This window comes from Ralstonia sp. R-29, assembly GCF_049913345.1.
In the GTDB taxonomy this organism is placed as follows: Bacteria; Pseudomonadota; Gammaproteobacteria; order Burkholderiales; family Burkholderiaceae; genus Ralstonia.
In genome coordinates, this window is sequence record NZ_CP184377.1 from 1,432,301 (window position 1) to 1,454,137 (window position 21,837).

23 protein-coding genes and 2 tRNA genes are annotated in these 21,837 nt (G+C 62.9%); 15 read left to right on the top strand and 10 right to left on the bottom strand.

The window, feature by feature from the left end:
* Window positions 1-73: 73 nt before the first annotated feature.
* The gene (locus ACN9M1_RS06730) at window positions 74-412 is read right to left on the bottom strand and encodes a hypothetical protein (protein ID WP_426398918.1); all 339 of its coding nucleotides are present in this window, start codon (window positions 410-412) and stop codon (window positions 74-76) included.
* Between ACN9M1_RS06730 and ACN9M1_RS06735 the strand changes: the two genes are divergently transcribed.
* The 5 genes from ACN9M1_RS06735 to pbpG all read left to right on the top strand — a co-directional run bounded on the left by ACN9M1_RS06735 (window position 317) and on the right by pbpG (window position 5,093).
* Window positions 317-1,321: a histone deacetylase family protein gene (locus tag ACN9M1_RS06735; protein WP_426398446.1), complete on the top strand. Its 1,005-nt coding sequence runs from the start codon at window positions 317-319 to the stop codon at window positions 1,319-1,321. The genes ACN9M1_RS06730 and ACN9M1_RS06735 overlap by 96 nt on opposite strands.
* A complete protein-coding gene (locus tag ACN9M1_RS06740; RefSeq protein ID WP_426398447.1) occupies window positions 1,318-2,241 on the top strand; it encodes a DMT family transporter in 924 nt (307 codons plus the stop codon). Before ACN9M1_RS06735 ends, ACN9M1_RS06740 begins: the two co-directional genes overlap by 4 nt.
* A 58-nt stretch (window positions 2,242-2,299) precedes the next feature.
* A complete protein-coding gene (locus ACN9M1_RS06745) occupies window positions 2,300-2,743 on the top strand; it encodes an acyl-CoA thioesterase (RefSeq protein WP_426398448.1) in 444 nt (147 codons plus the stop codon).
* Between the two features lie 14 nt (window positions 2,744-2,757).
* Complete coding sequence (locus tag ACN9M1_RS06750; RefSeq protein WP_426398449.1) at window positions 2,758-3,465, top strand: nitroreductase; 708 nt, start codon at window positions 2,758-2,760, stop codon at window positions 3,463-3,465.
* Between the two features lie 437 nt (window positions 3,466-3,902).
* Window positions 3,903-5,093, top strand: coding sequence for a D-alanyl-D-alanine endopeptidase (gene pbpG, locus ACN9M1_RS06755; protein ID WP_426398450.1), 1,191 nt, complete (start codon window positions 3,903-3,905; stop codon window positions 5,091-5,093).
* 69 nt (window positions 5,094-5,162) lie between these two features.
* Here pbpG and ACN9M1_RS06760 read toward each other — a convergent pair whose 3' ends face one another.
* On the bottom strand, window positions 5,163-5,960 hold the full coding sequence (locus ACN9M1_RS06760) for an IclR family transcriptional regulator (RefSeq protein WP_426398451.1): 798 nt from the start codon (window positions 5,958-5,960) through the stop codon (window positions 5,163-5,165).
* 252 nt (window positions 5,961-6,212) lie between these two features.
* Here ACN9M1_RS06760 and ACN9M1_RS06765 point away from each other — a divergent pair, with 252 nt between their 5' ends.
* The 5 genes from ACN9M1_RS06765 (at window position 6,213) to ACN9M1_RS06785 (ending at window position 9,228) form a co-directional block, all read left to right on the top strand.
* A complete protein-coding gene (locus ACN9M1_RS06765; protein ID WP_426398452.1) occupies window positions 6,213-6,938 on the top strand; it encodes a (Fe-S)-binding protein in 726 nt (241 codons plus the stop codon).
* A gap of 36 nt (window positions 6,939-6,974) precedes the next feature.
* The gene (locus ACN9M1_RS06770) at window positions 6,975-8,384 is read left to right on the top strand and encodes a LutB/LldF family L-lactate oxidation iron-sulfur protein (protein WP_426398453.1); all 1,410 of its coding nucleotides are present in this window, start codon (window positions 6,975-6,977) and stop codon (window positions 8,382-8,384) included.
* Complete coding sequence (locus tag ACN9M1_RS06775) at window positions 8,381-8,662, top strand: hypothetical protein (RefSeq protein WP_426398454.1); 282 nt, start codon at window positions 8,381-8,383, stop codon at window positions 8,660-8,662. The genes ACN9M1_RS06770 and ACN9M1_RS06775 overlap by 4 nt, the downstream gene beginning before the upstream one ends.
* A 69-nt stretch (window positions 8,663-8,731) precedes the next feature.
* On the top strand, window positions 8,732-9,046 hold the full coding sequence (locus ACN9M1_RS06780; protein ID WP_426398455.1) for a TM2 domain-containing protein: 315 nt from the start codon (window positions 8,732-8,734) through the stop codon (window positions 9,044-9,046).
* 14 nt (window positions 9,047-9,060) lie between these two features.
* Window positions 9,061-9,228 carry a hypothetical protein gene (locus tag ACN9M1_RS06785; RefSeq protein WP_426398456.1) on the top strand — a complete coding sequence of 56 codons (168 nt, stop codon included), beginning with the start codon at window positions 9,061-9,063 and terminating at the stop codon, window positions 9,226-9,228.
* Between the two features lie 3 nt (window positions 9,229-9,231).
* Here ACN9M1_RS06785 and ACN9M1_RS06790 read toward each other — a convergent pair whose 3' ends face one another.
* The 5 genes from ACN9M1_RS06790 to ACN9M1_RS06810 all read right to left on the bottom strand — a co-directional run bounded on the left by ACN9M1_RS06790 (window position 9,232) and on the right by ACN9M1_RS06810 (window position 11,692).
* Window positions 9,232-9,993 carry an arginyltransferase gene (locus ACN9M1_RS06790; RefSeq protein WP_426398457.1) on the bottom strand — a complete coding sequence of 254 codons (762 nt, stop codon included), beginning with the start codon at window positions 9,991-9,993 and terminating at the stop codon, window positions 9,232-9,234.
* Window positions 9,980-10,726: a leucyl/phenylalanyl-tRNA--protein transferase gene (aat, locus tag ACN9M1_RS06795; RefSeq protein WP_426398458.1), complete on the bottom strand. Its 747-nt coding sequence runs from the start codon at window positions 10,724-10,726 to the stop codon at window positions 9,980-9,982. Before aat ends, ACN9M1_RS06790 begins: the two co-directional genes overlap by 14 nt.
* Window positions 10,727-10,753: 27 nt before the next feature.
* Entirely contained in the window at window positions 10,754-11,341 is a 588-nt protein-coding gene (locus tag ACN9M1_RS06800; protein ID WP_426398459.1) for an NUDIX hydrolase, read from the bottom strand.
* 169 nt (window positions 11,342-11,510) lie between these two features.
* Window positions 11,511-11,587: transfer RNA gene (locus tag ACN9M1_RS06805), tRNA-Met, on the bottom strand.
* 28 nt (window positions 11,588-11,615) lie between these two features.
* Window positions 11,616-11,692, bottom strand: a tRNA-Met gene (locus ACN9M1_RS06810).
* Between the two features lie 229 nt (window positions 11,693-11,921).
* Here ACN9M1_RS06810 and ACN9M1_RS06815 point away from each other — a divergent pair.
* Window positions 11,922-12,965 carry a quinone-dependent dihydroorotate dehydrogenase gene (locus ACN9M1_RS06815; protein ID WP_426398460.1) on the top strand — a complete coding sequence of 348 codons (1,044 nt, stop codon included), beginning with the start codon at window positions 11,922-11,924 and terminating at the stop codon, window positions 12,963-12,965.
* 12 nt (window positions 12,966-12,977) lie between these two features.
* Here the strand turns inward: ACN9M1_RS06815 and ACN9M1_RS06820 are convergent, their stop codons facing one another.
* Window positions 12,978-13,220, bottom strand: a complete 243-nt coding sequence (locus ACN9M1_RS06820; RefSeq protein ID WP_426398819.1) for a hypothetical protein — start codon at window positions 13,218-13,220, stop codon at window positions 12,978-12,980.
* A 309-nt stretch (window positions 13,221-13,529) separates the two neighbouring features.
* Between ACN9M1_RS06820 and ACN9M1_RS06825 the strand changes: the two genes are divergently transcribed.
* Window positions 13,530-15,431, top strand: a complete 1,902-nt coding sequence (locus tag ACN9M1_RS06825; RefSeq protein WP_426398461.1) for a potassium transporter Kup — start codon at window positions 13,530-13,532, stop codon at window positions 15,429-15,431.
* A gap of 81 nt (window positions 15,432-15,512) precedes the next feature.
* On the opposite strand, the gene ACN9M1_RS06830 is transcribed toward ACN9M1_RS06825, so the two are convergent.
* Together ACN9M1_RS06830 and ACN9M1_RS06835 are read right to left on the bottom strand one after the other, a co-directional pair.
* Window positions 15,513-15,953: a hypothetical protein gene (locus ACN9M1_RS06830; RefSeq protein ID WP_426398462.1), complete on the bottom strand. Its 441-nt coding sequence runs from the start codon at window positions 15,951-15,953 to the stop codon at window positions 15,513-15,515.
* Between the two features lie 185 nt (window positions 15,954-16,138).
* Window positions 16,139-18,475 carry a Tex family protein gene (locus ACN9M1_RS06835; protein WP_426398463.1) on the bottom strand — a complete coding sequence of 779 codons (2,337 nt, stop codon included), beginning with the start codon at window positions 18,473-18,475 and terminating at the stop codon, window positions 16,139-16,141.
* A gap of 120 nt (window positions 18,476-18,595) precedes the next feature.
* Between ACN9M1_RS06835 and ACN9M1_RS06840 the strand changes: the two genes are divergently transcribed.
* The 3 genes from ACN9M1_RS06840 to ACN9M1_RS06850 all read left to right on the top strand — a co-directional run bounded on the left by ACN9M1_RS06840 (window position 18,596) and on the right by ACN9M1_RS06850 (window position 21,812).
* The gene (locus ACN9M1_RS06840; RefSeq protein WP_426398464.1) at window positions 18,596-19,360 is read left to right on the top strand and encodes a hypothetical protein; all 765 of its coding nucleotides are present in this window, start codon (window positions 18,596-18,598) and stop codon (window positions 19,358-19,360) included.
* Between the two features lie 36 nt (window positions 19,361-19,396).
* Window positions 19,397-19,600, top strand: coding sequence for a DUF465 domain-containing protein (locus tag ACN9M1_RS06845; protein WP_426398465.1), 204 nt, complete (start codon window positions 19,397-19,399; stop codon window positions 19,598-19,600).
* Between the two features lie 82 nt (window positions 19,601-19,682).
* Complete coding sequence (locus ACN9M1_RS06850; RefSeq protein ID WP_426398466.1) at window positions 19,683-21,812, top strand: ATP-dependent DNA helicase; 2,130 nt, start codon at window positions 19,683-19,685, stop codon at window positions 21,810-21,812.
* Window positions 21,813-21,837 lie beyond the last annotated feature (25 nt).

A 21,837-nucleotide genomic window follows, 5' to 3' on the forward strand; every position in this document is an offset into this window, starting at 1 on the left:
TTCAAAATTTAGATCGCCCAGATGTACAAAGCATGACGGTCACGTCGGGCCTTCCAGGCGACATCGCGATGAATTAGGGATGGTGCATCGCAACAATTTCATTGTTGTTGAACGTCAAACCAGTGTCAAGCATTCTTTGTGCATCGCACAAAAATCGGAATCCGCTGATTTTTCGTGCATAGGAATTGCGCGACGAACCGTTTGGCGTGATTTTTTGTGGCAGAAAAATGCGCGCCTCTGGTGCATGCCGTCGGATACATAGCCCAGCAGGCGGCAGATTCGTCTCAAAAAACTCACTGCGGCAGCGTAGGTTAGGATGCGTCCGGTTGCCAATTTTGTTGCGTTGCGATTCTTTCTTCACATGCGGGCGTTCTATACCGACCACTTTGTTTTGCCACTGCCGCCGGGCCATCGGTTTCCGATGCGCAAGTACAGCGATTTGCGGGCGCGCATTCTGGCGGATGTGCCGGGCGTGGTGTTGCACGAGGCGCCAAGAGCGAACGATGGCGCACTTTTTCTAGCTCATACGTCGGACTATGTTGAGGCGGTCAGTACTGGAACACTCGACCCGGCGCGCCAGCGCGAGATCGGCTTCCCTTGGTCGCCCGAGATGGTCGAGCGTAGCCGGCGCTCGGCTGGCGCCACGATGGCGGCTTGCGAGGCGGCTTTGGTCGATGGCGTTGCCGTGAACCTGGCGGGCGGCACCCACCACGCCTATGCGGACAAAGGCGGCGGTTTTTGCGTCTTCAACGATGCGGCGGTGGCATCGCGGTGGATGCAGCGCCAGCCGGGCAGGGCGCCGGCGGAATTTCCCGTGGCGATCGTCGATCTGGATGTGCACCAGGGCAACGGCACGGCCTCGATCCTGCGCGACGATCCCTCCATATTCACGCTGTCGCTGCACGGCGAGAAAAACTATCCGTTCCGCAAAGAAGCGTCGGATCTGGATGTCGGGCTCCACGACGGCTGCGGTGATGAGGATTACCTGCAGGCGCTGACTGGTGCGCTGGATATTCTGGCCGGGCGCTTCAAGCCGCAGTTGATCATCTACCTGGCCGGCGCCGATCCACATGAGGGCGATCGCCTGGGGCGGCTCAAGCTGACCCTGGACGGGCTGGCCCGCCGCGACCAGGAAGTCTTCGACTTTGCCTACCAGCGGCGGATTCCGATTGCCGTTACGATGGCGGGCGGTTACGGCAACAACATTGACGACACCGTCGCCGTCCACGCGCAGACCATCGCGCTGGCTGCCCGGCACGCACAGCGCTGGGCGGCGCGCGAGGCTGCCGCCGCATCGACCTCTCTTCCGCTTTCCGCATGACCCAAGCCTGTTCCGTGGTGCCGCCATCTAGCCGGGCCCGCGATTCCCTGTTCGTGGCCGCGATGCCATGGCTGTTTGTGCTGATCTGGAGCACGGGCTTTATCGTGGCCAAGTACGGCATGCCGTACGCGGAGCCGATCACTTTCCTGTTTCTGCGTTTCGTGGGCGTGCTGGTGTGCATGTTGCCGCTGGTGTGGTTGGCCCGCGTTCCGCTGCCGCGTCGTGCGGGTTCGGACGAGACCGACTGGGCCACCGTCGGCCATATCGCCGTGGCCGGTGTGCTGATGCAGTGGGGCTATCTGGCCGGCGTGTGGGCGGCCGTCAAGCTCGGCATGCCTGCGGGGATGACCGCGCTGATCGTGGGCATGCAGCCGATTCTCACGGCGTTGTATGTGTCGATGCGCGGTGAACGCGTCTCTGGCCGCCAATGGCTGGGTCTGCTGTGCGGCATCGCCGGCGTGGGTCTGGTGGTGGCCAACAAGCTGCATCTGGCGGGCGTGGGTGTGACCACGCTTGCGCTGTGCGTGGGCGCGCTGTTGTCGATCACGATTGGCACGCTCTATCAGAAGCGCCGTTGCCCCGTGTTCGATTTACGGATGGGCGCGTGCATCCAGTTCGGCGCATCGGCGCTGCTGTGCCTGCCCTTCATGTTCCTGTTGGAGACGCGCGAGGTGCATTGGACCGCGCAGATGATCGGCGCGCTGGTGTGGTCGGTGTCGGCGTTGTCGATTGGGGCGATTTCTCTGCTGTTTGTGCTGATCCGCAGGGGTGGCGCGACCAAGGTGACTTCGCTGCTGTACCTGACGCCGCCCACGACGGCGGTGATGGCCTGGGCGCTCTTTGGTGAGCGTTTCCCGCCGCTGGCAGCGCTGGGCATGGTGATTGCCGCGTGCGGTGTCGCGCTCGTTATCCGCAAGTGACCGCCGGCAAGTGGCGGGCGTATCCTCATCACTTTCCATTGCCAATCGCCTGCCGCCCATGAGCACGCCCCGCCAGACGCGCGACGACTATCGCCACTTCCACACCATCACCACGCGCTGGATGGACAACGACGTCTACGGCCACGTCAACAACGTCGTCTATTACAGCTATTTCGATACCGTGGTGAACGCCTACCTGATCGGGCAGGGCGTGCTGGACCCCGAGCGCAGCGACACCATTGGCTTGGTCATCGAGACGCAGTGCAACTACTTCGCGCCGCTGTCGTTTCCCGACACGGTGGTCGCGGGGCTGCGCGTTGCCCGCCTGGGCAACACCAGCGTGCGCTACGAGGTTGGCCTGTTCCGTGGTGACGCGCGTGAAGCCGCCGCACAAGGGCATTTCGTGCATGTCTACGTCGACCGGGAAACGCGTCGGCCCGTGTCGCTGCCCACCGCGCTGCGCGCAGCGCTCGAACCGCTCGCTATCCAGATTGCTGCTTGACGTTTCCGCTTGCCATGACCGACCGACGCCCCACCTCCGCTGAAGTCGAGCTTGTCGACCAGGCAATCACGTCGCGCCGCTCGATTCGCGCGTTCCTGCCCACGCCAGTTGCGCGCGAAGACATCGAAGCGATTCTGGATGTCGCGCGGCGTGCGCCATCGGGCAGCAACACGCAGCCGTGGAAGGTCTACGTGCTGACGGGCGAATCGAAGGCGCGTCTGTCGGAATCCGTGCTGGCCGCCTATGCGCATCCCGAGGTCGACACGCTGCATCGCGAAGAGTACCCGTACTACCCCCGCACCTGGGTGGACCCATACCAGAGCCGCCGTCGCAAGGTCGGCTGGGATCTTTACGGCTTGCTCGGCATTGGCCGTGCCGAGAAAGAGCGCATGCATGCTCAGCACGCGCGCAACTTTCGTTTCTTTGACGCGCCGGTCGGGTTCATCTTCACGATCGACCGCGTGATGGAGCAGGGCAGTTGGCTCGACTACGGCATGTTCCTCGAGGCGCTGATGGTGGCCGCGCGGGCGCGCGGCATCGACACGTGCCCGCAAGCGGCATTCACGCAATTCCATCGCGTCATCAAAGCACACCTCGCTTTGCCGGACGAGGAGATGGTCGTGTGCGGGATGTCCATGGGCTACGCCAATCCGGCTGCCGTGGAAAACACGCTCATCACCGAGCGCGCGCCTGTCTCCGGCTTCACTCGGTTCCTCGACTGAGTCGTTATCTCGCTGCCGGCTGCACGCTACAGCGCACTTCTTCGTTCAAAGCGAGAATTGGCACGGAAAAATCGTCGAATTATGTCAACAGATTCGGCCGATCCGTCGTTAGACTTCCATCATGCGGCTCGCGTGTGAACGTGGGTGCGTTGTGAGGAAGTGTTGAGGCAGGTTGTAAACCGTGATTGTCGCCATTGGCGACGGAATCCCGGAACGATTCCCGACTCCGTTTCTGATTCCGCGCCCGAGGTCATGTGCTTCTTGCGCAACTTTTCATCGCATTCTGGCTTCACGGAGGCAGGGAATTGCGTCGAAATGATGACCGAATGATAAGGCTCCAAAGGTCAAACTTTAAGGCTGTGAGCTAAGTCCTTCATCTTGCTAAGAATTTTGTTTTTGCCTACACTTGCGCCATCTCACGCGCGGGTGATCGAATCATGTCACGGTCTGTTTCCTCATTTTTCCGACGTCTCGGCCTAGCATCGCTGATGACTGTCGCGCTCGCCGCTGCCTCCGTCGCGACCGCCCACGCGGCCACGCCCACCAAGAAACCCGCCGCCAGCAAGACCGCCAAGACCAAAGGCAAAGCCGTGGGCAGCCGCAAGGCTAGCGCCAAGGTTGCTGCCGCGGATGCCGATGCGGCGGGGTCTACGAAGGTTCGCAAAGTCGTTACCGTTAAGGGCAAGCGCCGCGTGATCGTGGTTGAGCGCGGGGCTCGCGCGGTGCGCGCGGCGTTCGTTCCGGCGGCGCCGACGCTTGGCGAAGCCATGGGCCTGCGTGCCACACCGGATGCGCTGGCGCTGCGTTCGTCTGTCGCACTGGTGATGGACCAGAACACCGGCGAGGTGCTGTTCCAGAAGAATTCGTCAGCCGTGCTGCCGATCGCGTCGATCACCAAGCTGATGACGGCACTGGTCGTGACGGACGCGCATCAGCCGATGGACGAGCTGCTTGAAGTCACCGAAGAAGATCGCGATTACGAACGCAACACGGGCTCGCGTCTGCGCTTCGGCACGATGCTCACGCGTGAAGACCTGTTGCTGCTGGCGCTGATGTCGTCGGAAAACCGCGCGGCTTCGGCGCTGGGCCGCAGCTATCCGGGCGGCCGTCCGGCATTCGTTGCCGCCATGAACCGCAAGGCGCGCGAACTCGGCATGAACGATACGCACTATGTCGATTCGAACGGCCTGTCGAGCAGCAATGTGTCGAGCGCCCAGGATCTCGCGAAGATCGTGATGGCCGCGTACAAGGTGCCCCTGATCCGCCAGTTCACGACCACGACTGAACACACGGTCAACGCCAACGGCCGCACGCTGCACTACGTCAATACCAACCGCCTCGTGCGTGGCGGCGACTGGGACATCGGTCTGCAGAAGACCGGCTTCATCAACGAAGCAGGCCGCTGCTTGGTGATGCAAGCGAACGTGCATGGCCGCAACGTCGTGATGGTGTTCCTCGATTCCGCCGGCAACCTGACGCGCTTTGCCGATGCCACGCGCGTGCGTAACTGGCTGGAGCGCAATCCGCACGCCGAAGCGCCGACGCAGGCGGCAGCGCCGCTGCGCACCGTTCCGGTGTCCACACAGCCGGCGACGGTGCTGGCGTCGGATCAACAGCACGGCGCCTGATCTGCTTGCAGGATTGCCCAACAAAAAAGCGCGTCTTCGGACGCGCTTTTTTGTTGGCAAAACCCATGCTTATTCCGTGCGCACAGCGTCTTCCTCATATGTGTAGCCCATGCCCTTGGAGATCTGCAGAGCCGTGTCCTTGAGGTTCTCCAGCCAACTATCTTGCAGTCGGTCTGCCGGCGCGGAGAGCGACAACCCAGCGACCAGTCGACGCGAGTCATCGTAGATGCCAGCCGCGATGCAGCGCACGCCGAGTTCCAGTTCTTCATTGTCGCGAGCGTAACCATTGGTGCGCACCCAGTTGAGTTCGCGCTCGAGCTTGGGTAGGTCCGTGATCGACGTGCGGGTGTGGCCTGCCAAGCCTGTTTTGGTGGCATAAGCGCGCACGCGGCCGATGTCGTCCGCAGCTAGGAACAGCTTGCCGACCGAGGTCAGATGCAGCGGAGCGCGGCCGCCGATGGCTCGCACCACCTGCATGCCCGAGCGTTCGGAATACGCGCGCTCGATGTAGACAATCTCATCGCCCTGGCGCACCGAGAGGTTGACGGTCTGCCCCGTCAGGCGGTGCAGGGCACGCATCGGCGCCAACGCCGCTTCACGCACCGACAGGCGCGCCTTGACGAGATTGCCGAGCTCCAACAGGCGCATGCCGAGGCGGTAGCTACCCGGGTCGGAGCGATCGACAAAACGGCACGCGACCATGTCATTCAAGATACGGTGCGCGGTGGAAGGGTGCAGGCCGGTGCTGGCGGACAGCGCCTTCAGGCTGACCGGATCGGCATGATCGGCCAGCGCGTCGAGCAGCATCATCATGCGTTCGATGACCTGGATGGACGTCTTGCCGGGGTCCTTCTCTGCTTCTGCCATGGGTGCAGTGGGTTGCGAATGCGATGCAAAATTCTATCCCACGATGTGAAAATACGCACCCTCCCGATGCATGATTCCGGGTATTTTCGAGCGCTTTTTCAACTCGGGCCGGACTGTGCTTGCGTGCAGCACATGAAGCGCACTCACCATCGGCATGAAGAACTTCTGTGCCTCAAAAGCCGCGCTGGGCGGTGAGGGTGCGCGACCTTGGGCGCATAATGGCGGCCTCCCGAAGAACATACGAGACTCCCCATGCGCGTAGGTCTGTTCGTCACTTGCTTGGTTGATCTGATGCGGCCCGACATCGGTTTTTCCGTGCTCAAGCTGCTGGAAAAGGCCGGATACGACGTGGTGGTGCCGCCCGCACAAACGTGCTGTGGCCAGCCCGCGTACAACTCGGGGGATCGCCCCTTGGCACGCGACCTGGCCGAGAAAACGCTCAAGGAATTCGAGCAATTCGACTATGTGGTCATTCCCTCCGGCTCGTGCGGCGGCATGATCCGCAAGGGCTACGCCGATCTCTTCCGTGATGATCCGGAGCTCGCTGGCCGCTACGAACGTTTGGCCCCGCGCGTGTATGAGTTGACCGATTTCCTCGTTAACGTGGCGCGTATCGAATCGCTGGATTCCCAATTCAATGGCCATGTCACGTATCACGATTCATGCTCTGGCCTGCGCGAACTGGGCGTGAAGACGCAACCGCGTGAACTGCTCGGCAAGCTGCCCGGCGTGCAGTTGACCGAGATGCCCGCATGCGAGGCGTGCTGCGGCTTCGGCGGCACGTTCTCGATTAAGTACGGCGACATCTCGACCGCCATCGCGGACGAGAAGTGCGCCAACATCAAAGCCAGCGGCGCGGATGCCGTGGTGCTCGGCGATGTCGGGTGCATGCTCAATATCGAAGGGCGCCTGCGCCGCACCGGCGACACGCAGACGCGCGTGCTGCACATCGCCCAAGTCCTCGCTGGCGACGCGTAAGTCGCTGCGCCAAGAACACGACGGAGACGCCATCACATGCAAGTCCGCAGCATGGAATTCAAGGCGCGCGCCGGGCAGAAGCTCGCCGATAAGCGCCTGCAGCAGAACCTCACCAAGCTCTCGACCAAGTTCGTCACCGCGCGCGCGGTCGCCATCCAGGACATCGATTTCCCGGCCACGCGTGAAGCGCTGAAGGAGCGCCGCAATCGTGCGCTCGACAATCTCGACGTCTGGCTCGCCACGTTCGAGGCGGAAGCCACGCGCCGCGGCGCCAAGGTCCTCTTTGCCGAAACCACGGCCGATGCTGCGCGCCTGGTTGCCGAGATCGCCCGCAAGCACGACGTGAAGAAGGTCATCAAGAGCAAGTCGATGGTGACCGAAGAGATGCGCCTGAACCAGGTGCTCGGCGAGATGGGCGTGCAGAGCATCGAGACTGATCTGGGCGAGTACATCCTGCAGATCAACGACAGCGAGCCGCCGTCGCACATCATCGCGCCGGTGGTACACAAGGATAAGGAAGAGATCGCCGATCTCTTCGCCAAGACGCATCACAAGCCGCGCCTGACCGACATTCCCGAGATGACGCGCGAGGCGCGTGAAGTGCTGCGGCCCGAGTTTCTGTCCGCCGACATGGGCGTGACGGGCGGCAACTTCATCATTGCCGAGACGGGCTCGGTAGCCATCGTCACGAATGAAGGCAACGAGGGCATGTGCACGATCATGCCGCGCGTGCATGTCGCCGTGACGGGCATCGAGAAGGTGTTGCCAACGCTCGAAGACCTGGCGACCGTCATGCGCCTGCTGCCGCGTTCGGCCACGGGGCAGGCGATTTCGAACTACTTCTCGCTGCTGACCGGCCCGCGTGCACCGGGCGAGAAAGACGGCCCCGAGCACATGTACTTCGTCATCGTCGACGGCGGCCGCAGCGGCCTCATCGGCGGCGAATTCCAGGAGATGCTGCGCTGTATCCGTTGCGGCGCGTGCATGAACCATTGCCCCGTCTATCAGAAGATTGGCGGCCATGCGTATGGCTGGGTGTATCCGGGCCCGATGGGCAGCGTGCTGACGCCGAGCTACGTTGGGCTGTCGAACGCGCTGGATCTGCCGCAGGCCGCCACGCTGTGCGGCGAATGCAATCGCGTGTGCCCGGCGTCGATTCCGTTGTCGGACCTGCTGCGCACGCTGCGCGAGAAGCAGATGGAGCGAGAACTGCGCCCGCAGTCAGAGCGCTTCGGCTTGCGCGTGTGGGGCTTCATGGCGCGGCGTCCGGCGCTGTATTCGGCGGGTACATGGGTCGCCGCGCGAGTGCTGCGCTGGATGGGCGGCGACAAGAAGCTGATTCACTCACTGCCCGTCGGCAAAGGGTGGACCGACACGCGTGACATGCCGGCCCCTGCAGGCAAAACGTTCCGCGAGCTATATCGAGAAAAGAAGGCCCGAGCATGACCGCTGCTGATTCCATCCAAACGCTGCGCGACGCCCTTGAGCGTCATACGAAATCGCCTGATCTGCCGCGTTTGCTCAAGCAGTGGCGAGACGACGCCACGCTCGCGCCACTGGGTGTCTTGCCTCCTGCATACGATCAGGTGCGGCGCTCGCTATTGCAGCGGCTCGACATGGCAGTGTCGTTTGGCGAAGAGAGCTGCTCGTTCTCGCCCTCGTCGCTGCTGGCCGAAATGCGTTTGTGGACAGACAAGGCGGAGGCCAAGCTCGCCAGCATGTAATCGACGGTCGACATGGAACGCGCGGTGCGTGCTAGTGTCTGACACCTTATTCCCGTGTCAGCCAATGCCATGAACCAGACCGCCCGCGAAATCATGCTGTACGACGCCCAGAAGAAGAGTTCGGGCGTCGCTTACCTGTGGTGGTTCCTACTGGGCTTTCTGGGTGCGCACCGCTTCTATCTGAAGCGGCCGGGCAGTGGCATCGCGCAGGCCATCGCCAATATCGGCGGCACATGGCTGGCATTCCGGGACATGAACAACACCGCTGGCTGGGTGCTGGCCGTCATCGGCGGCGTGTGGGTGCTGGTGGATATGTTCCTAATTCCCGGGATGGTCCGCACATACAACACAGTACTGGCCGAGCGGCTCACGGCCACGCCTTGAAAGGAATCGACCTCATGAACAAGATGACTTGGTGGAAACGTGCCGCGCTGTGGGCTGTCGGCGTGGCTTGCGTGGGAGGCACGCTGGCGGGCTGCACGACGTCGCGCGAGCAATATAGCCAGAGTTCGAACGTCAGCGCCTATGGCGTGGTCGATGTCGGCATCGAGCGCACGTCGCGCTGATCCTTACTCCGTGGCGGGCGCCACGTCCTCAAACCGCCGCCATTCCCCATTGACGAGCAGTTCCAGCGGCTGGAACAACGCCTTGTAGGCCATCTTCCGGCTCTGCTCGATCCAGTAACCGAGATAGACGTAGGGCAGATCCAGCGCCTGCGCCTGGGCGATTTGCCACAGCACGTTGTACGTCCCGTAGCTGGCCTTCTGTTCCATCGGATCGTAGAACGTGTAGACGGATGACAGCCCATCTTCCAGCACGTCGATCATGCTGACCATGCGCAGTTTGCCGGCGAATGGCGACTCGGGTGGTTCGCGAAACTCCACGAGGCGCGAATTCACGCGGCTTTGCAGCAGGAACTGCTCATATTGGTCGCGGCTGTCGTGGTCCATACCGCCGCCGGCATGGCGCACCGATTGGTACAGCAGATAGAGCTGGTAGTGCTCTTCGACATAGGTGAGCGGTGCAACCAGTGCTTCGAGCGATTGATGCCGCTGAGCGGCTCGGCGTTGCGCACGCGACGGTGAATATTGATCGACGACCACACGGCATGGCGTACACGCGTGGCAGTCGTCGCAATGCGGGCGGTAGGTGAAGATGCCGCTACGCCGAAAGCCGGCGCGTACCAGCTTGGAGTAGACATCTGCGTTGATCAGGTGCGCCGGCGTGGCGACCTGCGAGCGCGCTAGGCGGCCATCGAGATAGCTGCATGCGTAAGGCGCGGTGGCATAGAACTGCAATGCCGAGAGAGGGAGTTCCTTAAGCTTGCTCATTGCGCACGGTCCACCGGCGGAGCACGGATTTGTCAAAGTGCCAAGGCACGATGGCCGGCGCATTTGACGCCTCGCGCACGTGTGCGAGAAACGCCGCGCGCGGCACCGGAGCCCCGCCCAGCGACGCCAGATGCTCGGTTTCCTGCTGGCAGTCTATCATCGCAACGCCCTGGCTGCCGAGGAAGGCGCACAGTGCTGCCAGCGCAATTTTCGATGCGTCGGTGCGGTGCGCGAACATCGATTCGCCGTAGAACATGCGGCCCAATGCTACGCCGTACAGGCCCCCGACGCGTTGCCCCGCATACCATGCTTCGACGCTATGTGCGTAGCCGCGGCGGTGCAGGGCGGTGTAGGCGGCAATCACGTCTTCGGTGATCCATGTGCCGTGCTGGCCAGGGCGTGCGGTGGTCGCGCAGTCCACCATCGTCTCGCGGAAGGCGTGGTCGATGCGGATTTCCCAGGCTGGGTCATCCAGCACGCGGCGCAGTGTCTTGCGGAAGGTGGTGGAGACGCGGAAATCTTCCGGGCGCAGCACCATGCGTGGATCGGTGCTCCACCACAGCACGGGCTGGCCCTGTGCGTACCACGGAAAGATGCCTTGCCGATAGGCAATCAGCAGCCGTTGAGGGGAGAGTTCCGAGCTTGCGGCGAGCAGCCCGGGCGCCTCGGATTCAGGGCCCAGTGCCCGATCGACCGGCGGAAAGGGATCGTGGGGATCCAGCCAGGCGATCATGGTGCGTCAAACCGATAACGGTGTGGATTACGACGTGGCAGCCGTGGCGTCAATCGTGGTCGATCGCATCGGCTTGTAGATATCCAGCGTGTGGAGGCGGAAGCTGCCGTCGGTGAGCTTGCCAGCCGCGCGATCGGCGAAGAAGCAGCGCAGCGTGTGGATGACGGTCGGGAAAGCGAGGTCATCCCAGGGGATATCGGCCTCGTTGAACAGCGCCACCTCCAGGCTTTCCTCGCCCGGCGCGAAGTCGAGATCGCTCAACTTGGCCAGATAGAACATGTGCACTTGGTGCACGTGCGGTACGTTGAGCACCGAATACAACTCGCCGATTTCGATGCGGGCACCGGCTTCTTCCGCCGTTTCGCGCTCGGCGGCCTGCGCGGTGGTCTCGCCGATTTCCATGAAGCCTGCGGGCAGCGTCCAGAAACCATAGCGCGGCTCGATGGCGCGCTTGCACAGCAGGATTTGGTCGTTCCAAACGGGCACGGTGCCGACCACGTTGCGCGGATTCACGTAATGAATCGTATTGCAGTGGTCGCAAACAGCGCGCAACCGGTTGTCGCCATCGGGGATGCGCGAGACAACGGGGTGGCCGCAGTTGGAACAGAATTTCATGGGGATCTGGCGCGGGTGGAATGTCTCAGTGTATCACCGAGGTGGCCCGGCTCCGTGTGGGCAGGGTATCCGCTGAGTTGCGGGTTAAGTGGTGCGCAGAAAAGCAAAAAGCCCGCTGTATGCGGGCTTGATGTTTGGCTCAGGTCTTGGAGCGAGCCATTCTACTTGTTGGTTGCGGGGGCAGGATTTGAACCTGCGACCTTCGGGTTATGAGCCCGACGAGCTGCCAGACTGCTCCACCCCGCGTCCGTAGAAAACACGTTCGACTTCTGGCTGGTTGCGGGGGCAGGATTTGAACCTGCGACCTTCGGGTTATGAGCCCGACGAGCTGCCAGACTGCTCCACCCCGCGTCCGTCGAATAAAAGAGTATATCGAAAGCTTTGTGGCGACGCAACACTTTTCGTGCGCGATTGCATCGTGATGGTGCGCCGTGCCCGTGCAATGGGTCTGCTACGTGAGGCGCCAGTTTGCTTTTAGACCCGCTGCGCGCCTCGACGTTCGAAAGCGGTGCATACGATGCCTTGCGGCGCTTGCGCCGTTTACAATGCCGCCTTTCGCGTTCTTCTCCTGATTCCGACCGTGCCCAACGTTCTGCCTGCCCTGTATCCGCTTGCCCGCCCGCTGCTGTTTTCGATGGACCCAGAAGACGCGCACCACTTCACGTTGAACCAGCTCAAGCGGGCCCATGCGATGGGGCTGTCTGGCTGCATTGGCGCCCGCATTGCGCCAGCGCCGCGCACGGTGATGGGGGTGACATTTCCGAATCCAGTGGGCCTGGCAGCGGGGCTGGACAAGGATGGTGCCTATATTGATGCGCTCGGTGCGTTGGGCTTCGGCTTTATTGAGGTCGGTACGGTCACGCCACGTGCCCAGCCGGGTAACCCGCGTCCGCGCATGTTCCGTTTGCCGGCCGCGAATGCGCTGATCAACCGCATGGGTTTCAACAACGGCGGTGTCGATGCGTTTATCAGCAACGTGAAGGCATCCAAGTGGCGCGAGGCTGGCGGTGTGCTGGGTCTCAATATCGGCAAGAACGCAGACACGCCGATCGAACGTGCCGTCGACGACTACCTGTACTGCCTGGAACGCGTGTATCCGCATGCGAGCTACGTAACCGTCAACATTTCGTCCCCGAACACCAAGAATCTGCGCCAGCTGCAGGGTGCAAGCGAGCTCGACAGCCTGCTCGGCACGTTGCGCGACGCCCAGCATCGTCTGGCGGATCAACATAAGCGTTATGTGCCGGTGGTGCTGAAGATCGCGCCGGACCTGGATGACGATCAGATTGCCAACGTTGCCGATGCGCTGCTGCGCCACAAGATGGACGGCGTGATCGCCACCAACACAACGATCCGCCGGGAAGCTGTGGCTGGGCTGGCACATGCGGAAGAGGCGGGCGGTCTGTCAGGGCAGCCGGTGCGCGAGGGCTCGACCCGCGTGATCCGCTCCCTGCACGGCCTGCTGGGCGATGCGGTGCCCATCATTGGCGTGGGCGGCATTCTGGCGGGCGAACATGCGCGCGAGAAGATCGACGCCGGCGCCCAGCTAGTGCAGTTGTATACAGGGTTGATCTATCGCGGCCCGTCGCTGGTAGCGGAATGCGCGCGCGCATTGGCGCGCTGAGCTGCGCTTGCCCTAGCGCCGGATCAGATAGATGACGACGGCGGCCGCGGCCACCACCGTGGCGGCCAAGTCGAAGGGGCCAGCGTAGTCCGCCCAGATGGCGGGGTCGAGCCGCTGTGCGAACGCGGCTTGCGCCCAGGGCAGAATCACCCTGGGGATAGCAACCAAAACGCCCGCCACGACCAGCAGCACAATCAGCGCGGCCAGCGACGTTTGAGCCCGAGCCCACGAGCGAAAAGAAGAATCGGACAACACAGCGTCCTTGTTCAGGGATTGCCGCGCCGTCATCCAGATGGTGTGCGACAGAAGTTTGCAATCCTGGTTTGTCCGGCATTCTCCTACAAAGTTCTGTCGGGGAGAGTCCTACTTTTGGCTGAGGCTTCGTTTCGGACGTGCTCTTTGCTCCTCCTGCGCGGCGGTCGCAAGCGAAATTTGCTGTGATGCGACACGGCAACGAATGTTCGTGGGAGGGGGTTGGCGTAAAAAAGGCCGCGAGTACAATCCGCCTTCATTGTGCATTGCACTATTTTTTGAACAGCCGGCAATTCGGCTGACTTCCAGTTTATGAGTCAAGCTCTCACAGCAACGGGGTCTCCCCAGTCCAATGTGAATTTGCGCGCCCTGGTCGTGGGTGCCGTGGGTGTGGTGTTCGGTGATATCGGCACGAGCCCGCTGTATGCGCTCAAGGAGTGCTTCAGCCCCGAGCACGGCATTCCGTTTTCCAGCGCTGCGGTGCTGGGCATCATTTCGATGCTGTTCTGGGCGATGGTGATTGTGGTGTCGCTCAAGTACGTGCTGTTCGTCATGCGCGCGGACAACAACGGCGAGGGCGGCATCCTGGCACTGATGGCGTTGTCGCTGCGCACCGCCAGCACCAGCTCCAAGCGCATGTCGCTGCTGATGATGCTGGGCGTCTTCGGCGCGTGCATGTTTTATGGGGACGCGGTTATCACCCCGGCCATCTCTGTGCTTTCCGCCATGGAGGGCTTGGAGATCGCCGCGCCGGCGTTGTCGCCGTTCGTGCTGCCGGTGACGATCGTCATCCTGGCTGCGCTGTTCCTGATCCAGCGCAGCGGGACGTCGGTGGTCGGCAAGCTGTTCGGGCCGGTGATGCTGGTGTGGTTTGCCGCGCTTGCCGCTCTCGGGCTGATGAACCTGGTGAAGGCCCCGCAGATTCTGGCGGCCGTCAATCCGATGTATGCGATTTCGTTCCTGCATGAGCATGCGTTGCAGGCGTTCATCGTGCTGGGTTCGGTGTTTCTGGTGTTGACCGGTGCCGAAGCGCTGTATGCCGACATGGGCCACTTTGGCGCGCGTCCGATCCGCTGGGCGTGGTTCTTTATCGTGGCGCCGAGCCTGTTGCTGAACTACTTCGGCCAGGGCGCGATGCTGTTGACTGACCCGAGCACCATCGAAAACCCGTTCTACCGTGCCGTGCCCGAAGCGCTGCAGCTACCCATGGTGGTGCTGGCAGCGGCAGCCACCGTTATCGCCTCGCAGGCGGTGATCTCGGGCGCGTTCTCGCTGACGAGCCAGGCGATTCAGCTCGGCTTTGTGCCGCGCATGCGCATTCGCTACACGTCGGAAGTGGAGATCGGCCAGATCTACGTGCCGGTGGTCAATTGGATGCTGCTGATTCTGGTGATCGGCGTGGTGCTGGCGTTCAAGAAGTCCGACAACCTGGCGGCGGCCTACGGTATTGCAGTGACGACCACGATGGTCATCACGACCGTGCTGGCGGCGGTGGTGATGCGCTCGGTATGGCGCTGGCACCCGGCCTTGGTGACGCTGGTGAGCCTGGGCTTCCTGGTGGTCGACGTGGCGTTCTTCTCGGCCAACCTGTTGAAGATCCGCGATGGCGGCTGGTTCCCGCTCACGCTGGGCGCCTTCGTGTTCTTCCTGCTGATGACCTGGTACAAGGGCAAGAAGCTGGTGCGTGCACGTAGCCTGGAAGACGGTATTCCGCTGGAGCCGTTCCTGGCAGGTCTGCTGGCACACCCGCCGCATCGCGTGGAGGGCACGGCGGTGTTCCTGACCGGCAATACGGAATACGTGCCGGTGTCGCTGCTGCATAACCTGAAGCACAACCGCGTGCTGCATGAGCGCGTGATCTTCATCAGCTTCGTCACGCGCGATATTCCTTATGTGGATGACAAGCATCGCGTCAACGTGCGGGATCTGGGCAGCGGCATCTACATCGTCACGGCCGAATATGGCTTCAAGGAAACGCCGGACGTGTACCGCGTGCTTGAACTCGGCCAGCCGCAGATCGGCACGCGCTGCGAGCTGATGGACACGTCGTTCTTTATCGCGCGTGAGTCGGTGGTGCCGTCCAAGCTGCCAGGCATGTCGATGTGGCGCGAGCGTCTGTTCGCGTGGATGCACCAGAACGGCGCCAAGCCGTCGGACTTCTTCCACATTCCCGCCAACCGCGTGGTCGAGCTGGGGACCAAGGTCGAGATCTGATCAACCCAGATCGCTGCATAGCAAAACGGCCCGTGCGAGAGAGACGCACGGGCCGTTTTGTTTGTTGGGGCAGGGTTCCAATTACATCTTCGCGGCGGCGTGATTGCGCTCGCGGACTTCGTCGTTGCGGGCGTGGACGTCGTGGTTGCGGTCCTTCACGTCATGGCGCAGGTCTTTGCGATCGTGGTGCAGGTCACGGCGTTCGGCGTTGACTTCATGCTGCTCTTCGGCGCGCTTCTTGTTCCAGTATTCGGCACCCTTGACGTTGCCATTGGCCAGGTCGCGGTCTTCGCGGCGTTGATCGGCGTTGCGTGCGGCACGGTCGGCGTTCAGTGCGGCCTTGTCGGCGCCGATATCAGCGCGGTCGCGGCGGATATCGCGGTTGTCGTGACGGATGTCACGGTTGTCCTGGCGGATCTGCTGATTGTCTTGCTGCACTTGTTGGGCGGGCGTGGCTTGCGCGAAGGCAGCGGTACCGGCAACAGCAAGCAGGGCGGCAATCAGGGTGTGGCTCGTCTTCATGGTGTTCTCCTCGTGGGTGCCAGGCGGTGGTTGCCTGTGCCTCCTTAACGAGCCAAAAAGACGGGCCGACGACGCCCGAGTGTTAGCAAAGTTCCATGCTCGTAAGGACTTGTAACGTTCTCGGCGAGGCATGAAAAAACCCGCCGAGTCCGAGACTGGGCGGGTTTCGCAGCGCAGAACGCGTGTTAGCGCTTGAGCTTCGCGAAGGCGGCCGCCATCGCGCCACCCGCCGGCGCAGCCTCACGGCGTTGTTGGCCGCCCTGGCGATTGCCTCCACCGTTCGGGCGATCGCCGCCGCCGGCACGTGCGGCTGCCTGGCCGGGCTCGTCCGACAGGCGCATCGTCAGGCCGATACGGTTGCGCTTGACGTCCACCTCCATCACCTTGACCTTGACAATCTGGCCGGGCTTGACCACCTCGTGCGGATCACGCACGAACTTGGTCGACAGCGCCGACACATGCACCAACCCATCCTGATGCACGCCAATGTCGATAAACGCGCCAAAGGCCGCCACGTTGGTCACCACGCCTTCGAGCACCATGCCGGGCTGCAGGTGCTTGATGTCTTCCACGCCGTCCTGGAACGTCGCCGTCTTGAACTCGGGGCGCGGGTCGCGGCCGGGTTTTTCCAGTTCGGACAGGATGTCGACCACGGTCGGCAGGCCGAATTTCTCGTCGGTGAACTCGCGGGCTGTCAGGCCGCGCAGGGCCTCGCGGTTGCCGAGCACCTCGCCGATGCCTTTCTTGATGCTGTCGAGAATGCGCTTGACCACCGGATACGCTTCCGGGTGGACAGACGAGCGATCGAGCGGGTTGTCGCCGTCATTGATGCGCAGGAAGCCGGCGGCCTGTTCGAACGTCTTGTCGCCCAGGCGCGGCACCTTCTTGAGTGCATCGCGGTTGGCAAACGCGCCGTTGGCATCGCGATATTCGACGATGTTCTTGGCGAGGATCGAGTTCAGGCCCGACACGCGCGCCAGCAGTGGGGCAGACGCCGTATTCACGTCCACGCCGACCGCGTTCACGCAGTCCTCGACGATGGCGTCCAGCGCGCGGGCCAGTTCACGCTGATTCACGTCGTGCTGGTACTGGCCGACGCCGATCGACTTCGGGTCGATCTTCACGAGTTCCGCCAGCGGGTCTTGCAGACGGCGGGCGATCGACACCGCGCCGCGCAGCGATACGTCCAGTTCCGGGAATTCCTTAGCTGCCAGCTCCGACGCCGAGTACACCGATGCGCCGGCCTCGCTCACCACGATCTTGGTCAGCTTGAGTTCGGGCATGTTGCGCATCAGGTCTTGCACCAGCTTGTCGGTCTCGCGGCTGGCCGTGCCGTTGCCGATGGAGACCAGCGCCACGTTGTGCTGCTTGGCCAGACGCGCCATCGTTGCGAGCGAACCGTTCCAGTCGCGGCGGGGCTCGTGCGGGTAGATCGTGGCCGTTTCCAGCAGCTTGCCGGTATGGTCGACCACTGCGATTTTGCAGCCCGTGCGGATGCCCGGGTCGACGCCCATGACGGCCTTCGGGCCTGCCGGCGCAGCCAGCAGCAGGTCGTGCAGATTGCGGCCGAAAATCTTGATGGCCTCGGCTTCAGCCGATTCGCGCAGCTGCGTCAGCAATTCGGTCTCGATATGCGGCTGCACCTTGACGCGCCAGCACCAGCGGCACACGTCTGACAGCCACTTGTCAGCCGCACGGCCTTTGTTCTCGATGCCGACATGGCGCGCGATCATGGTTTCGCACGGATGCGGGCTCAGCGCGTCCTGCTCTTCGCCCAGGCCAAGCTTGACGAACAGCACGCCCGCATTGCGGCCACGGAACAGCGCCAGCGCGCGGTGCGACGGCACGTTGCGGATCGGCTCGCTATACGCGTAGTAGTCGCGGAATTTTTCTTCCTCGGCGGTTTCCTTGCCTTCCACCACCGTCGACGAGACCAAACCCTGGTTCCACAGGTGCTCGCGCACCTTGCCCAGCAGCTCGGCCGTCTCGCCGAATTGTTCGGAGAGGATGTCGCGCGCGCCATCCAGCGCGGCCTTTGCGTCGGGCACGCCGCCGTCTGCGGTCGGATTGCCGTTGACGAACTTGGCGGCTTCAACCTGCGGGTCGAGTGTTGGGTCTGCCAGCAGTGCCTGCGCCAGCGGCTCCAAGCCGCATTCGCGGGCGATCTGGGCGCGCGTGCGGCGCTTGGGCTTGTAGGGCAGGTAGAGATCTTCCAGCACCTGCTTGGTTTCGGCTGCTTCGATGGCGGTGCGCAGCGGGTCGGTCAGCTTGCCTTGCTCTTCAATGGAAGCCAGGATCGCCGCGCGGCGATCTTCCAGCTCGCGCAGGTACAGCAGGCGTTCTTCCAGGTTGCGCAGCTGCGTGTCGTCCAGGTTGTCCGTCACTTCCTTGCGGTACCGCGCAATGAAGGGCACGGTGGCGCCTTCGTCCAGCAGTTGCACGGCGGCCGCAACCTGATGCGGCTTCACCGCCAGTTCAACGGCGATGCGGGAGACGATCTTCTGCAACACGGAATCAGTCATTGCTTCCAGAGAGTGCGATGGAAAGCCGCGCATTTTGCCACAACGCCAACCGCGTTCCTGAGCGGAAATCCGTGGTCGCGCGGTGTTGGGGGCACAAGCGCGCACAGGCGCGGTGATAAAATGCGCGTTATGCCTACGCTCACGTTTTCCGCTCGCTGTCGCGCTGGTGCGCGCCATGTTTCCCGCTTGATGCTGCCTGTCGCTGCACTGCTGGCAGCGCTGAATGCCGCGCCCGCATGGAGCCAGTCCCAGCCGGTTGCCGCGCCAGTTGCTCCGGTGTCCAGCGCGCCGCCAGATTTTGGTGCCGAACACGACCGCATCAGCAGTGCCAAAGCGTGGGCCGAATACCGGTACGCCGAGGCCGAGCGCGCTTGCTATGACAAATTCCTCGTCGCGCGCTGCATCGACAAAGCCAAGGAAGCACGCCGCACGGAACTCCACACCATCCGCGAACGTGAACTCGCGCTGGATGAGGCCGAGCGCGCCGACCGTGCCGCCCGCCGCGATCAGGAACGCGCCATCCGCGATGCCCAATACAACGCCGAACGCCCGCAACGCGAGGCCGCCGAGCAGAAGAACCGCGCCGATTTCCAGAGCAAGCAGGAGCAGCAGCGCCTGAACGAAGCGCAGCGCCAGGCGGGCGCCCCACAGCGTGCCGCCAGCGCACAGGCGTATGGCCAGAAACAGGCGGACTACAACGCCAAGCTCAAGGCCGCGCAGGAGCAGGGTGCAGCCAACGCCGCCAAGCGCGCCGACAACGTCAAGCAGTACGAGGAAAAGCAGCAGGGCGCCGCACAGCGCCAGAAAGAGCTGGAGCAGCGCCGCGAAGACGCCAAGCGCCGCAACCAGCAAAACCAGAACAACACCAGTCCGCTGGGGTTCTAAACTCCAGCCAAGATCGGGTTTCCGGAGGAAAGCGAGATGGACAGCGATCTGAATACGGTCTCGCGTCGCATCATTGAATTGCAGATCGAGCACCGCGATCTTGATTTCCTGATCGACCGGCTGGCAGCAGAAGCCGATCACGACGAATTGCAACTGCGCCGCCTCAAGAAGCGCCGGCTCAAACTCAAGGACACCATCACCCTGCTACAGTTGCAGCTTGAGCCGGACGTACCGGCCTAGTGCTTGCTCAAAGCTGGTTCGATTTTCCCGAGAGGCCGCAATCACGTGCGGCCTCCGTCATTTGATCCCCAGAGACTCCGCGTTGACTTCGCTTTCCCCGCTCGCCGAGCCGTCGCCTGGACTTGAATCCGCCGACGCCAGCGACGCTCCCGCCACCCCCGTACCTGCCGATGCCCACCATGCCGAGTTGGCGACGCTGTTCGCCGATGAAGGCACGCTGGCCAAGGGGATCGAGGGCTACCGACCCCGCAGCGCGCAGCTGACGATGGCGCAGGCTGTTGCCAACGCCATCGAGGCCGCCGATTCGGTCATCGTCGAGGCAGGCACCGGCACTGGCAAGACCTATGCGTACCTCGTCCCGGCGATGCTGTGGGGCGGCAAGGTGATTCTCTCCACGGGGACGAAGAATCTGCAGGATCAGCTCTTCCTGCGCGACATCCCAACGGTGCGCAAGGCGCTGAATGCGCCGGTGTCGGTGGCGCTGCTCAAGGGACGGGCCAACTACGTTTGCCATTACCACCTGGAGCGCACATCCCAGAATGGGCGGCTATCGTCGCGGCAGGACGCAGCCTGGCTGCGGCAGATCAATCTCTTCCTGAAAACCACGAAAACGGGCGACAAGGCGGAAATGTCGACCGTGCCCGAGAACGCGCCGGTGTGGAACCTCGTGACCTCCACGCGCGATAACTGCCTCGGTTCGGACTGCGCGTACTACAAGGACTGCTTCGTCATGCGCGCCCGCAAGGAGGCGCAACAGGCCGATGTGGTGGTCGTCAACCACCACCTGTTCTTCGCTGATGTGATGTTGAAGGACACCGGCATGGCCGAATTGCTGCCTGCGGCCAACACGATCATCTTCGACGAAGCACACCAGCTACCCGAGACAGCCACGCTGTTCTTCGGCGAGACCATCTCCACGAACCAAATTCTCGAACTCGCGCGCGACAGCGTGGCCGAGGGTCTTTCGCACGCGCGCGATGCCGTGGACTGGGTGGCGATTGCCGCGCCACTCGAACGTGCCGCGCGCGATCTGCGCCTCGTCTTCCGCCAGGATGGCTCACGGCTGTCGATCAAGCAGATCGACAACGATGCTGCGATCGCCAAGCCGTTCTACGAGGTGCTGCCAAAGCTGGAACAAGCGCTTTCGGATTTCACGGGCGCGCTAGAGTCCCAGGCCGAACGCGCCGAGACCATCGAGCAATGCCACCGCCGCGCCATCGCGCTGTGTGAAAAGCTTGAAGCGTGGGTCGATCCCAAGCCGCCCCAAGCGCCCAAGAAAGACGGCGACGAAGGAGGTGGGGGTGAAAGCGCAGCACCTGTCGATGAACGCGTCCGCTGGGTCGAGGTGTTTGCCAATTCGGTTCAGTTGCACCTGACGCCGCTGTCGATTGCACCGATTTTCTCGCGCCAGCGTGCTGGGCAGCCGCGGGCGTGGATCTTTACCTCGGCCACGTTGTCGGTGCGCGGCAACTTCACGCATTACGCGGCGCAGCTTGGGCTCGATCGCAATCGCTCGATGACGCTCGACAGCCCATTCGACTACGCATCACAAGGCTTGCTGTACGTGCCGCGCGATCTGCCGCAGCCCAGCGATCCGCGATTTACCGATGCAGTGCTCGACGCCACCTTGCCGTTGATCGAAGCGGCGGGCGGCAAGACGTTTTTGCTGTGTACGACGCTGCGTGCCGTCAACCGCGCGGCCGAACGGCTGGCCGACGAGTTTGCGCAGCGCGGCTGGGATTTCCCGCTGCTTGTGCAGGGCCAGGCGAGCCGCACCGAACTGCTCGACCGCTTCCGCACGCTGGGCAATGCCGTGCTGATCGGCAGCCAGAGTTTCTGGGAAGGCGTGGACGTGCGCGGCGAGGCGTTGTCGCTCGTCGTCATCGACAAGCTGCCGTTTGCCCCGCCCGATGATCCGGTGCTGAGTGCCCGCATGGAAGCGCTCGAAAAGAAGGGGCTAAGCCCGTTTGCCGTGCATCAGCTGCCGCACGCGGTGATCACGCTCAAGCAGGGGGCAGGGCGATTGATTCGTTCGGAGACGGATCGCGGCGTGCTGATGATCTGCGATCCGCGTCTGGTGGAAAAAAACTACGGCCGCCAGATCTGGCAGAGCCTGCCGCCGTTCAAGCGCACGCGCGAGGCTGATACGGCAGCGGATTTTCTGCGCTCGCTGCGCCCTGAAGCGCCGCCCAAGGATCCTTCATCCGAGTGATCGAACAACAAAAAGCCCGGCCAAT